The 11,835-nt window shown below is 60.6% G+C and carries 13 protein-coding genes and 1 pseudogene; 7 read left to right on the top strand and 7 right to left on the bottom strand.

What is annotated here, in order from left to right; all coding sequences use genetic code 11:
• Window positions 1-76 precede the first annotated feature (76 nt).
• A complete protein-coding gene (locus HN018_RS23115) occupies window positions 77-751 on the bottom strand; it encodes an IS6 family transposase (protein ID WP_171837419.1) in 675 nt (224 codons plus the stop codon).
• Between the two features lie 802 nt (window positions 752-1,553).
• Here HN018_RS23115 and HN018_RS23110 point away from each other — a divergent pair.
• Window positions 1,554-2,321, top strand: a complete 768-nt coding sequence (locus HN018_RS23110; RefSeq protein WP_171837950.1) for an alpha/beta fold hydrolase — start codon at window positions 1,554-1,556, stop codon at window positions 2,319-2,321.
• Between the two features lie 99 nt (window positions 2,322-2,420).
• Here the strand turns inward: HN018_RS23110 and HN018_RS23105 are convergent, their stop codons facing one another.
• On the bottom strand, window positions 2,421-2,795 hold the full coding sequence (locus tag HN018_RS23105) for an ABC transporter permease subunit (RefSeq protein WP_239479373.1): 375 nt from the start codon (window positions 2,793-2,795) through the stop codon (window positions 2,421-2,423).
• 127 nt (window positions 2,796-2,922) lie between these two features.
• On the opposite strand from HN018_RS23105, the pseudogene HN018_RS23100 reads away from it, so the two are divergent.
• From HN018_RS23100 to tnpC, 6 genes and pseudogenes are all read left to right on the top strand, one after another.
• Window positions 2,923-3,501 (top strand): annotated as a pseudogene (locus HN018_RS23100) (IS6 family transposase); the annotation flags it as partial.
• A 245-nt stretch (window positions 3,502-3,746) separates the two neighbouring features.
• Window positions 3,747-4,718, top strand: a complete 972-nt coding sequence (locus HN018_RS23095; protein ID WP_171837953.1) for a GntR family transcriptional regulator — start codon at window positions 3,747-3,749, stop codon at window positions 4,716-4,718.
• A gap of 228 nt (window positions 4,719-4,946) precedes the next feature.
• A complete protein-coding gene (locus HN018_RS23090; RefSeq protein WP_172443549.1) occupies window positions 4,947-5,285 on the top strand; it encodes a transposase in 339 nt (112 codons plus the stop codon).
• 67 nt (window positions 5,286-5,352) lie between these two features.
• Window positions 5,353-5,763: an IS66-like element accessory protein TnpA gene (gene tnpA / locus HN018_RS23085; protein ID WP_172443548.1), complete on the top strand. Its 411-nt coding sequence runs from the start codon at window positions 5,353-5,355 to the stop codon at window positions 5,761-5,763.
• A 62-nt stretch (window positions 5,764-5,825) separates the two neighbouring features.
• Complete coding sequence (tnpB, locus tag HN018_RS23080; protein ID WP_338034028.1) at window positions 5,826-6,107, top strand: IS66 family insertion sequence element accessory protein TnpB; 282 nt, start codon at window positions 5,826-5,828, stop codon at window positions 6,105-6,107.
• Between the two features lie 60 nt (window positions 6,108-6,167).
• Window positions 6,168-7,811 carry an IS66 family transposase gene (gene tnpC / locus HN018_RS23075; RefSeq protein WP_171837086.1) on the top strand — a complete coding sequence of 548 codons (1,644 nt, stop codon included), beginning with the start codon at window positions 6,168-6,170 and terminating at the stop codon, window positions 7,809-7,811.
• On the opposite strand, the gene HN018_RS23070 is transcribed toward tnpC, so the two are convergent.
• The 5 genes from HN018_RS23070 to HN018_RS23055 all read right to left on the bottom strand — a co-directional run bounded on the left by HN018_RS23070 (window position 7,774) and on the right by HN018_RS23055 (window position 11,820).
• Window positions 7,774-8,388, bottom strand: coding sequence for a transposase (locus tag HN018_RS23070; protein WP_172443547.1), 615 nt, complete (start codon window positions 8,386-8,388; stop codon window positions 7,774-7,776). The genes tnpC and HN018_RS23070 overlap by 38 nt on opposite strands.
• Before the next feature lie 558 nt (window positions 8,389-8,946).
• Window positions 8,947-9,069, bottom strand: a complete 123-nt coding sequence (locus HN018_RS29175; protein ID WP_275434422.1) for a hypothetical protein — start codon at window positions 9,067-9,069, stop codon at window positions 8,947-8,949.
• A gap of 22 nt (window positions 9,070-9,091) precedes the next feature.
• Window positions 9,092-10,072 carry a SphA family protein gene (locus HN018_RS23065; protein WP_171836254.1) on the bottom strand — a complete coding sequence of 327 codons (981 nt, stop codon included), beginning with the start codon at window positions 10,070-10,072 and terminating at the stop codon, window positions 9,092-9,094.
• 207 nt (window positions 10,073-10,279) lie between these two features.
• Window positions 10,280-11,260 carry an SDR family NAD(P)-dependent oxidoreductase gene (locus HN018_RS23060; RefSeq protein WP_171836253.1) on the bottom strand — a complete coding sequence of 327 codons (981 nt, stop codon included), beginning with the start codon at window positions 11,258-11,260 and terminating at the stop codon, window positions 10,280-10,282.
• A 161-nt stretch (window positions 11,261-11,421) separates the two neighbouring features.
• The gene (locus HN018_RS23055) at window positions 11,422-11,820 is read right to left on the bottom strand and encodes a cupin domain-containing protein (protein WP_171836252.1); all 399 of its coding nucleotides are present in this window, start codon (window positions 11,818-11,820) and stop codon (window positions 11,422-11,424) included.
• Window positions 11,821-11,835 lie beyond the last annotated feature (15 nt).

The following is an 11,835-nucleotide window of genomic DNA, read 5'->3' as shown; positions in this document are numbered from 1 at the left end:
CGACAGCTAGGCATTCGTCGGGTTATGTCGCAAGTTTTTGGAATGGTTGAGCTGGTCTTGGGACTTGTGGACTGGACTATTCTGCGAGCGAGTAGAACTGCTGTGCTGGACGCAGCTTTCCTGTCGAGTGCAGCTGGCCCTTGCGGATCATGTGCATGATCTCGATGCCAGCCAGGGTGATCCGTGCTGACCAGAAGCTCTTGAAGCTCAGCATCGGCCTGGTCATTCGTTTGATCGCCCGGTGATCTTGTTCGACGATGTTGTTGAGAAACTTGATCCGGCGGATCTCGATGGTGGCATCATGCTCGGTGTTGTAGCTCTCGATCGCCGCGGTGTTGGCGCCACTCTTGTCGATGGTGATCTTCCGGGGAACACCATGCCGGCCAGCAGCCTTGCGCAGGAACCGCAGCGCCGCCTTGCGATCGCGTCGCGCGGTCAGCAAGAAGTCTACCGTGGCACCGGCCTTGTCGACGGCACGATACAGATACGTCCACACGCCCTTGATGCGCACGTAGGTCTCGTCCATCCGCCAACTACCGCCGACCGGGCGCTTACGTGCCAGGAACGCATCCTCCAACTTCGGGACATACTTGAGCACCCAGCGATGCAGCGTCGAGTGGTCAACCTCGACGCCTCGCTCGGCCATCATCTCCTCGATCTGGCGGTAGCTCAGCGGATAAGCCACATACCAACGCACGCCCCACAGGATAACGTCACGCTCGAAGTGGCTGCCCTTGAACTCGATCGCCATCATCCACCCGACCCGAACCAAGCTCAAATCTTATACCAGATCGTAGCCATCCGAAAATTGCGACAGAACCTCTCGCCCGCAGTCTCAAGCCGCATCTTCCCAAAGCTCCACCAACGACGTGAGTGCGTCACGTCTGACTCTAGTGCCGCGTCTGTCTCATCGACCCCGCACCAAAGCTTAGGATTTCACGTCGATATCAATGAACGTGTGCCGATTCTTCAACAACCTGCGTCAGGCACCTACCCCAGTCTCAATCAAAGTGCGTCAGGAACCGCCCTTGGTTACGGGTCGAGACGTTCATCATTGTGCGTCGCTAAACCTAGCGCGCCCGCTGGAAAGCTCGAGCCGTGATAACTGGAACAGCTGATTGCAATGTTCCCGGTCCGTGACGCCAATCGTGCTATCTCACCCGATCCATGTCCTGACCCCGGTCTGCGGCGCCCTGTTTCTGGCGAGGCGGAATGTCGGACGGCAGCGTCATCTAAAATCCCTTCGGCTCATCAAGCCGTAGAGCTCCGTTTATCTGAGGCGGGCCCGCCCCGAGTGCCTCGATCGCTGTCACGCATTGACTAGGCTTTCGAATTCGGTTCCTGCTCGAGATCCACAAGCTTGTTACGTTCCGAGCGACGGCAGGCGAGAACACCGGGGAAAACGCTTATGTCACTCTCGATGGTCATGGAAAAGCATGCGGCTCTTCTGGCGCAATGCCCAGTGGTCCCGTCGTTGCCTGCGGAAGAGGCCATCCGGCTCCCGATCAACGTCGAGCGGCATGGAACGACTTGGCCGTTGGTCGTGATCATCCATGGCGGGGGTCCAGGGTGGGATCGGCGGGGGTCCGGTGACCTTCTCCAAACAGAAGGCTTTGGCTGACTGGGGCTGGCAGCTCGCCATCGCGGACCGGCCAGGATTTGGTCAAAGCCCTTCGCGTGGTCCGGACGACATGGAGGGTGATGCCGTCTGGATCTCCGACTTGCTCGGGGATGGTGGCAATCTGATTGGGCATTCCTGGGGTGGCGCCGAGGCGCTGCTGGCGGCCGCACGCCGCCCTGAGGCCGTACGATCGCTGGTGCTGGTCGAGCCGGCGCTGCAGGGACTGGCAATGACCGATCCCGCCCTTGAGGCCGATCCAGAGCTTAAGGCAACGGTCGCGGGGATGATGCAGCCACTGCTGACTGCGGCGACGCCGGCCGAGTATGCCCGCATCTTCATGCGTGATTTGGTGGGGGATGCTGGGGCGAGAAGCTCCCGCGGGATGGGAGATCTCGACGAGGATGGGGCGGCACAACTTGGTTGCGCGCTTCTGCGCGGTCGGATGGCGACACCCATCGAGCTTCGCCGGGCTGCCGAGACCGTAGCCGCAGCAAAGATCCCGGTGTTGGTCGTGACCGGTGGATGGAGTGCTTCCATCGACGCAGTGGCAAGGGTCGCTGCTCAAGCGACTGGCGGCACCCAGGCCACGGTGCCATCGGCGAACCATTTCCCGCAGCTTGAGAACTCCGACGCATTTAATGCCGCCGTCGACTCATTCATGCGTCAGCACGTGGGAACCGCACCGACATTGTCACGTTGACGATCAATCTAGGAAATATGCGGGGATCAGTTTAATTGGATCGATTACTGATGATGTTCAGCCCGTTATCGAGGACGCTGGCGAGGCTAATGCCGCCGATCACGGCGGCGGCGGTCCGTTGAGCTCGTAGCCCGCGCCGGTGTTGGCGATCCCAGCGGCGGCGCGTGCCGCGAGCATCACGCCCGCGAGCCCGGCGAGCGCGCCCGCGTCGATGTAGACCATAAAGCGGATGCTGCGCTGGTCGACGTCGGCCACGCGTGCTACATGGGCGTTGCCGCAGACCGCGTAGACATGCATGCCGAACCGGGTCCGCGCCAACACGACCCAGGACACCGCGACCACCACGACCATCACGATCATCACGATCATCGGAATGGAAACGCCGTGGACGGTGCCCGACAGTGCCAGGAACTGGTCGGACAGGCCGGAGATCGGCTGGCCGTCGCTGAACACGAAGGCCAGGCCGGACGCCACCGTCATATCGCCCAGTGTGGCGACGAAGGATGGCACCTTGGCGACGGCCAGGCATTGTCACGTTAACTGGCCTTCAGCTGTGGTCCGAGCGAGGATAGTTGGATGAAGACGCCGCCCGATCCGCACCATCGTCTTCTATGAGAGCGTCCGGCGATGGTGCCTGAAGTTCGGCTTGCATTTCGCGGGCCGCATTCGTCGACGGCGGCCTTGCCCGGGTGACAAATGGCACCTCGATGAAGTCTTCATCCGAATCCAGGGAGAGTTGGGCTATCTTTGGCGCGCTGTCGACCAGAACTGCGTCGTGCTGGACATCCTGGTGCAAAGTCGCCGGGATGGCACAGCAGCAAAGCGCTTCTTCAAGCGCCTGCTGAAAGGTCTATCTTATACGCTCCGCGTCGTGGTGACGGACAAGCTGAAGAGCTACGAGGTGGCGAGACGCGAGCTGATGCCCGATGCCGAGCACCGCGAAAGCCGTTACCTGAACAACCGGACCGAAAACTCTCACCGTCCAACCCGGCGGCGAGAGCGGCACATGCAGCGCTTCAAGTCGATGCGGCAGGCACAGCGTTTCCGCTCCGCTCACGCCTTCATCTCCGGGCACTTCCGACCGCGACGCCACCTGATGACGGCAGGCCGCTATCGTGCAGTGCGTGCCAAAGCTTTCAAAATATGGACACATGAAACATGTGCCCAAAGCACCGGGTGATCGTGCCAACCCAATTGGTCCAAGCCTACTTCCAAACTCCACCAGTTAACGTGACAATGCCATCGAGGTGCCTTACCTAAGCCAAAATTTCAGGAAGCGGACGTCAGACCCTACGTCGCGAAGACCCTTAGCCCACCACTGTTCGACGTGGTTCCCATCCAACAAACTAGACCGAGAACGATGTATCAAGAGCGATAACAGTACAAAACTGGCGTTGTTGAACCTGTTCGTGATACAATCCGGGGATGAGTAAGCTCCACACGCTCTTGGCAAACCGGGTGATCGCCTACGTGAGGCGGGAGCGGTTTCCGGTCGGTCATCACCTTACCGAGCAATCTTTGGAGAGGGTGCTTGGGACATCCAGATCGCCGGTGCGGGGCGCGCTTGCCCATCTTGCAGAGATGGGCATCGTCGAGACCCGCCCGCCATTGAGGGGGTATTTCCTCGCTCGGGCTGCCGAATCGATCGCCGCCGGTAGCGACGATCATGCCTTTGCTGCTGACGATGAAGCTTATCTGGCACTTGCTCGGGATCGACTATTGGGCGAACTGAAGCCTGTTGTCACCGAGGTCGACTTGATGCGTCGATACGGCCTGACCCGTCAACGGGTCGGCCGCTTGTTAGACCGCATCGCGAACGAGGGATGGATCGAGCGTCGGACGAGCAAGGGGTGGTCGTTCCAGCCGATGATCGACGGACCGCGATCCTATGCCGAAAGCTATGAGTTGCGCAGGCTGCTCGAGCCATCGGCCATGATGCTGTCGACCTTCGTGATCGACTCCGTGTTGCTCCGGCGACTTCGGCAACAACAGGAGGCACTAGTCAGCGAAGGTTACGCGAGCGCCAGCCACGTCGAACTCTTCGTGGCCAACGCGACGTTCCATGAGACTTTAGCGACTCTGTCAGGCAACCGATTCATTCACCAGACGATCGTGCGACAGAATCAGCTGCGGCGCCTCATCGAGTACAAAGAAATTGACGATCGCTCTCGCGTCAGACGCCAGTGCGAGGAACACGTGGCGATCATCGCGCTTCTGGAGCGGGGTGAGCGAGCGCAGGCGGCGATCCTACTAGAGCAACATCTTGCCAATGCTTCCTTGGAGAAGGTCGCGCTTCTGACGGGGGCGTCTGAGGCAGGCGATAAAGTTGATGAGGCTTACAGAACGGTGCGCAGAGGTCGGATCGGCACTATTCTCGTATTACCGGATTGCGAATAACGGATGCTGCAAGAGCGGCTGGTCGCGCACGCCCGCCACCGCCGCAGGTTGGGCGTTCGAAGATATGGGCGAGTAGTCCGGTCCGACCGGCCTTGCCGCGCGGATGTTCTTAGCTCGACTTTGGCCATTTTTGGCCTGGCTGGTGATGAATCGAACGTGATGAGGTCAAGGATTCACCACTGAATCTGCGGCTGCGAGTCTAACCCCGGATATTGGATCGGGGTTGAGATGGCGGATAACTGGTTGTTTGAAGCGGCGCACGTGAAGCCGGCCGATTGGATGGCGCCGTTCGCTGACATGTTCACCGCCCCGACCTGGCAGCGTGTGCTGGTGCTGCTGATCGGTGCCGTGCTCAGCCCAGGACGCCGTACCGTGGCTGCGGCGCTTCGGGTCACTGGCCTGGACCAGGATCCGCATTTCACCAACTATCACCGCGTGCTTAATCGCTGCCGTTGGTCGAGCCGCCGGGTAGCGCGATGCCTGTTCTGCCTGTTGGTCACCACCTTTGTCCCGAGTGGGCCGGTCATCATCGGCCTGGACGACACGCTGGAAGTATCCCTCCGCTGAAGGCCGCCTGGGCGTGAATCTGTCGCCACCTTAAGTTGCTACTTTAGGTGGCGCTTGAGGTGTTTCGATGGATGGCGTGATGGAGATCATCACCGGGCGTGAGGGTCGGCGGCGTTGGAGCACGGCAGATAAGCTGCGCATTGTTGCTGAGACGCAGGAGCCTGGTGTTGCGATCCGCGCTGTCGCGGCTCGCCATGATATTTGCGAAAGCCTTCTGTTCACCTGGCGACGACAGGTGCGTGAGGGTGTGCTGAGGGCGGCGTCGGATATGGCGATGTTCATGCCGGTGCAGATGATCGGGGTGGCTCCCACGGAATCCATGCCATCCAATTCGGCACCGCACTCGGTAGCGCCGATGCGATCCGTGCCGACGTCCGGGCTCATCGAAATCGAGCTGGGCAATGGCCGACACGTCCGCGTTGGCAGCGACGTCAATCTCGGCGCGTTGCGGCGCGTGCTGGCGGCGCTGCGCGAGTGATCCCGGTTTCGGCGAGCGTACGGATCTGGATCGCGACGGGCCATACCGACATGCGCCGGGGCATGCGCGGTCTTGCTCTGCAGGTGCAGGAAGGGCTTGGCCGAGATCCATTTGCTGGGGATGTTTTTGTTTTTAGGGGCCGCAGTGGTTCGCTGATCAAGGCGATCTGGCATGATGGCATCGGTTTGTCGCTCTATGCCAAGCGCCTGGATCGCGGGCGCTTCATTTGGCCGCAGACGGTGGATGGCGCAGTGCCGCTGACAGCGGCGCAGATGGGTTATTTGCTGGAGGCGATCGACTGGCGCAATCCGCGGCAGACATGGCGTCCACAATCTGCAGGATAATGGATCGGTAGCTGCCGAAAATAGTACCACGGCGGCTTGGTTCATGATTCAATCTTCGGCATGGACGCCGAGTTTGCCGCACCGCCGGATGAGGTCGAGCTGCTCAAGGCAGCGCTCCTGGCAGCACGTGCCGACGTCGCCCGGGTCATAGCCGAGGCCCAAGCCCAGCAATCCAGCGACCAGGCGTTGATCGCCCACCTCAAGCTGCAGATTGAGAAACTGAACCGTGACCGCTTCGGACCACGCTCGGAGCGCACCGCCCGCCTGCTGGAGCAGATGGAACTGCAGCTGGAAGAGCTGGAAGCATCGGCCACCGAGGACGAGCTGGCTGCCGAGGCCGCCGCGGCCAAGACTACAGCCGTCACCGGCTTTACCCGCAAGCGCCCGGCCCGGCGCCCGTTTCCCGAACACCTCCCTCGCGAGCGCGTCGTCATCGCAGGTCCGTCGGCCTGCGCCTGCTGCGGCGGCACACGCCTGTCCAGGCTGGGGGAGGACGTCACGGAGACCCTGGAGGTCGTCCCGCGCAGCTGGAAAGTCATCCAGCATGTGCGTGAGAAATTCTCCTGCCGCGATTGCGAGCGCATCAGTCAGCCCCCGGCGCCATTCCACGTGACGCCCCGCGGCTGGGCCGGACCGAACCTGCTGGCCATGATTCTGTTCGAGAAGTTCGGCCAGCATCAGCCGCTCAACCGTCAGGCAGAACGCTATGCCCGCGAGGGTGTGGAGGTCAGCCTGTCGACGCTGGCCGACCAGGTCGGTGCCTGCACAACCGTGCTGATGCCGCTGTTTGGGCGCTTGGCTGCTCATGTCATGGCGGCAGAACGGCTGCATGGCGATGACACCACGGTGCCGGTGCTGGCCCGCGGCAAGACCGACATCGCCCGTCTGTGGGTCTACGTGCGCGACGATCGGCCGTTCGGTGGTCTCGCTCCGCCGGGTGCTGTGTTCCACTACTCGCGCGATCGCGGCGGCGAACACCCGCAAGGCCATCTGGCAGCCTACACCGGCATCCTGCAGGCAGATGCTTATGGCGGCTATGGCAAGCTCTATGAACCGGGACGCAAACCCGGGCCGATCGTGGAAGCTGCCTGCTGGGCGCATGCGCGCCGGAAGTTTTTCGTGCTGGCCGACCTTGCGGGCAGCGCGCGCCGTGCGGCGCACGGCAAGGCCCCAGCGGTTCTGTCGCCAATCTGCCTGGAAGCCGTGCAACGCATCGACGCCCTGTTCGACATCGAACGCGACATCAACGGCCACAGTGCCGAGGAGCGCCGGGCGATCCGGCAGGCCTCGTCACTTCCCCTGGTGATGGACCTGCAGGACTGGTTGGGTCAGCAGCGGGCTAAGCTCGCGCGTGGCAACGACATCGCCAAAGCCATCGACTACATGCTGAAACGCTGGACGGCGTTTACCCGGTTTGCGGATGATGGACGGATCTGCCTCAGCAACAACGCGGCCGAACGCGCCCTGAGAGGCATCGCACTTGGGCGAAAATCCTGGCTGTTCTGTGGTTCGGATCGCGGCGGGCAGCGTGCCGCAATCATGTACAGCTTGATCGTCACGGCCAAGATGAACGACGTTGACCCGCAGGCTTGGCTGGCTGACGTGCTGGCCCGCATCGCGGAACATCCGGTGCAACGCCTCGATGATCTGCTGCCATGGCACTGGCTTAAATCAAATACCGCCGCGATCGGCCACGCTGCCTGATCAGACATGATGCCGCGGTGCTCAGCGGATGGTTACGCTTCTTGTGCCGCCGCTGGCGTTGCATCGCATATCGCTCGGAGGGCGCCAAAGCGGTCAGAAATGGTAATCCCCAGACCCGCCCCGCAAAGGCAATCTCCGGTAGCACCATGACCGAGAGCCAACGCAGGCCGCTCGCCTTGACGAAATGGCCGTGCGAGGACCGAGTTGGATCGCGGTAGATCCCGCGTGCCGCGATCTTGGCGCCCCAACGTCGTTCCAGCGTGTCGTCCAGGCCGATGATGACCGGCCCACTCGGGACAAAGGTGGTGACCAACAGGCAGAACAGGCATCGCGCTACCCGGCGGCTCGACCAACGGCAGCGATTAAGCACGCGGTGATAGTTGGTGAAATGCGGATCCTGGTCCAGGCCAGTGACCCGAAGCGCCGCAGCCACGGTACGGCGTCCTGGGCTGAGCACGGCACCGATCAGCAGCACCAGCACACGCTGCCAGGTCGGGGCGGTGAACATGTCAGCGAACGGCGCCATCCAATCGGCCGGCTTCACGTGCGCCGCTTCAAACAACCAGTTATCCGCCATCTCAACCCCGATCCAATATCCGGGGTTAGACTCGCAGCCGCAGATTCAGTGGTGAATCCTTGACCTCATCACGTTCGATTCATCACCAGCCAGGCCAAAAATGGCCAAAGTCGAGGGTAGTGTCTCAGTTTAAAGTAGGGCTAAAGCTCACGTCACTTTCGTTCTGATAACCAGCAATCCGAGCAAGCTCGTCAGGATTTTCGCCTGCGTACGAACAGCGGTGCCTTCCCGACGCGGCTATAAGGCACTTCGCTGGAACGATCCAGAACTGAAACTTGTTAAAGTAGCTAACTTGTTTCCGCCACCTGACTAACGAGCCGCCTTGTAGTTTTGAGTTGAGTTCGAATCCGGGGTATCCATTGGAAAACGTTGGAGCACACAGCCAGCCCCGAACTTCGCTTGTAAGAACAATAAAAGGACCCGGACGGTTTGCGATACGCGTGCCGCCTACTGTCTGTCTAGCGTTTGTCAACACGCCCGGACACTGGCTCAATATTTCTGGGTCAAGCTCTACCACTAGGCCTGGCACAATCTCAGTCTCGTCCAAAGCAGCCATATTTACGCCGCCTTCTGCGCACGAGGCTTATACGCACTCCGCTTCTTCGCCGGCTCGGCCTTGGCATCGGTCAGTGCCACCACGTCCTCCTTGCTCCAAAGCGTCTTGGACAGGTCCGCCGCCATGGCCGGGCTGCACCGCCTCTGATTAGAACAGGCTGATGGTCGCACGCGCTACAACGAGGTTGTGCTCGAGACGGTCGTGGCTCGCGGCATCGTAGAGTGCCTTAATGCCGAAGCTGGAATGCCAAGCAGGTACATCGTACTGAACCACTGGACCGATTAAGAAATCAAACAGTCGGTTCCCGTCGACGGGACGCGAGACACCATGAAGGGTGTCGTTGTTGGTCGCCTGAGCGACTGTGCCGTTGATACCAAATTGCCAGTGATGTACGCGTTCTGTCAATGCGAAGTCATCGACCAGCGTATCACCATTACGATAGCCAGTCTTCGGATTGTCGGCGCTCACCTCGTAATAAAGTCGCGTGCTGATCTCCGTTGCGTCACCGATAGAGAGGTTTGCGCCAGTTGTATAGGTAAAGCTGATGTTTGGCACGAAGATTGCAACGTTATGGCCTTGATTAAGCAGCTCTCGTACGTTGTATCGACCTAGAGGAAGCGACATGCTGAAGGCGGGAGCCATGGTCAAACCATAAGGCAGCGCAAGGTGGCCGCTCCCCGGCGCGGGCGGGCGGGCGCCAAAGAGGCCAAGGTGAACACTGTAAATGAGGATATCCGTGTAAGGATCCGTGAAGCCACTATCGCATTGCCGCGCGGAGTTCTTACGGAAGCATGCAAAGACGTACTGATCTTGAATCTTCGATCCAAACTTGCCTCCAGCGAATGTCCACGGATAGACGTAGCTTAGGCCACCGACCAGCGCCTGCACCGAAAAGGCTACGGATCGCGCGGCTGGATTGGGTCCGCCATTTGGACCAGTATAAAGGTCACTCCATTGTGGTGAGCCGCTTAGGTTGATTGACAGCGAACCGGGGTCGCTTAAAAAAGCGGATCTAATATCCGATCCGCCGATCGGTCCGGAGTAGAAGCCGCCTTCGGCGCCACGCGAAATAGTTGTTGACAAAAAGAGCGCAAAACAGGCGCCCGATGCGACGATCTTGGACCTCATGCTCCACCTATTTTCATTGAGAGAGTTAAAGTGCGGTTGGAGCTCCTAATTAAGAGCCCGGCCGTTTATTTAATAATGTCAAATATTGACGTGTTTCCGCCGAACAGCTGTTGGGAGATGCATTCACCGGACCGGTTGGCTGTGAACTAGAGGACCTGCCAGCAAGGGAACACTTGAACCTACGAGTAGCGGGAGGCCGGCTTCTATTCAGGCGGTATTTTGAGCGGAGTTGCCGCCCGTCACAATGGCAGCACCGTCGGAGGCAAGAAACACGGCTGCAGGCGCAATCTGGTCAGGGTTCAGCCAATGGAGCTCTGGCGGCGAGTACGGCTTGAGGACGGCAGCAGCCTGCGCCTCCGTTGGTTCGTTGACGACGCGACCATCGGCGGCCGCCATTGCAAGCTTCCAGCGCGTCTCATTGCGCGTCATCAGGGTGTCGATCAGTCCCGGGACGATAGCGTTGACCGTGATCTTGTGTTCTCCCAACTCAAGCGCCGCCGATTTCATCAGGCCGAGGACTCCCCACTTCGACGCAGAATAGGAGGAGCCATTCTTCGTGCCGTAACGGCCTTGCATGGAGGCAACCACGATGATACGGCCGCCACCGGCAGCCATCAGCGCAGGCCCGAAAGCTCTGATCGTGTTAGCTGTGCTGTTAAGGTTCACATCGATGGGCTCGTGCCATTGCGCGTCCGTCATCTCAAGCAGCGGCTGGAACGGTTGGATGCCGGCATCGGCGACCACGATGTTGATCCGTCCGATCTTGTCGGACACGCTCTTCGCCGCCGCACGTAAAGCCGCAATGTCGCGGATGTCGGTGACGATCGGCGTGAAGCGTCTTCCACGCGATGCGACAAGCCGTTCCGTTTCATCAAGATCAGCACGCGTCGAGTGCGGGTAGAGCGTGTGGGCGCTGGCCGGTCTGCATATGTCGAGGCCAACGAAGTCGGCGCCATTGGCTGCGAACTCGACCGCGATCGAGCGTCCGATGCCTCGCGCAGCACCCGTTACGACCGCAACCTTCCCGGTAAGGATGGCCTCGAGATCTGGTCGCCCAGCGGGCTGGCTGTCAGTCTCGGTGGCGGCTGTGCTGGCTGCTGCCTGCTGTTCGGTCGGCGCGTGCACTTCAACCGCGCGCGCGCTGCCGATACCGAGCGCTCCGATGCCAGCCAATGTTCCCAGCAGCATGCCACGCCGGTCAGGCCGCTTCGGCAAGTCTATCGTCGCGCGACATACTTCATCTCTACTAGGTTGTGGATCGTCTGCTATCTTATGATCGTGTGATGACATCATTTTTTCATCCGGAGTCTTTTCTCGGGTTGACGCGTCGTCCATGACGCCAGAGCAGATCAGCGCCGGTGTTCGGCGGATACAGGCCGGGTTTCGCCGGTTTCGACGAGCGTGCGGGTCGCGTCGGGCCGAGCGTAGGTCCAGAGGATGGTGAGCGGCTCCGTCTGGCTCGCATTGATGAACCGATGCGGCAGATCGGCGGGGATCCAGCTCGCGTCGTGCCGTACAAGCTTGTGCTGCTCGCCGTCGATCTCGGCCAAAGCGTCCCCTTCCAGCACCACGACGCTTTCCTCACAGTTGTGCGTGTGCAGCGGGATTGCCGAACCCGGCGCGATAACGGTGATGCCGTTGAGAAAGCCGGCTCCGATCCTCGGTCCGGCTAGCGGGATCGTCTTGTTGCCGTTGCCGCGCTTGTGGGCCGGTAAGTCGTTCGGGTGTAGAATGACGCCTTTGGTCATAGCATTGACTCCTGT

It is taken from the genome of Lichenicola cladoniae (genome assembly GCF_013201075.1).
In the GTDB taxonomy this organism is placed as follows: domain Bacteria; phylum Pseudomonadota; class Alphaproteobacteria; order Acetobacterales; family Acetobacteraceae; genus Lichenicola; species Lichenicola cladoniae.
This window is presented reverse-complemented; position numbering and strand designations above follow the sequence as displayed.

Bases quoted from the DNA above. Each gene is read 5' to 3' on its own strand.
- HN018_RS23115 (WP_171837419.1), bottom strand. From the start codon at position 751: ATGGCGATCGAGTTCAAGGGCAGCCACTTCGAGCGTGACGTTATCCTG.
- HN018_RS23110 (WP_171837950.1), top strand. From the start codon at position 1,554: ATGGCGGGGGTCCAGGGTGGGATCGGCGGGGGTCCGGTGACCTTCTCC.
- HN018_RS23095 (WP_171837953.1), top strand. From the start codon at position 3,747: ATGAGTAAGCTCCACACGCTCTTGGCAAACCGGGTGATCGCCTACGTG.
- HN018_RS23090 (WP_172443549.1), top strand. From the start codon at position 4,947: ATGGCGGATAACTGGTTGTTTGAAGCGGCGCACGTGAAGCCGGCCGAT.
- tnpA (WP_172443548.1), top strand. From the start codon at position 5,353: ATGGATGGCGTGATGGAGATCATCACCGGGCGTGAGGGTCGGCGGCGT.
- tnpB (WP_338034028.1), top strand. From the start codon at position 5,826: ATGCGCGGTCTTGCTCTGCAGGTGCAGGAAGGGCTTGGCCGAGATCCA.
- tnpC (WP_171837086.1), top strand. From the start codon at position 6,168: ATGGACGCCGAGTTTGCCGCACCGCCGGATGAGGTCGAGCTGCTCAAG.
- HN018_RS23070 (WP_172443547.1), bottom strand. From the start codon at position 8,388: ATGGCGGATAACTGGTTGTTTGAAGCGGCGCACGTGAAGCCGGCCGAT.
- HN018_RS29175 (WP_275434422.1), bottom strand. From the start codon at position 9,069: ATGGCGGCGGACCTGTCCAAGACGCTTTGGAGCAAGGAGGACGTGGTG.
- HN018_RS23065 (WP_171836254.1), bottom strand. From the start codon at position 10,072: ATGAGGTCCAAGATCGTCGCATCGGGCGCCTGTTTTGCGCTCTTTTTG.
- HN018_RS23060 (WP_171836253.1), bottom strand. From the start codon at position 11,260: ATGCTGCTGGGAACATTGGCTGGCATCGGAGCGCTCGGTATCGGCAGC.
- HN018_RS23055 (WP_171836252.1), bottom strand. From the start codon at position 11,820: ATGACCAAAGGCGTCATTCTACACCCGAACGACTTACCGGCCCACAAG.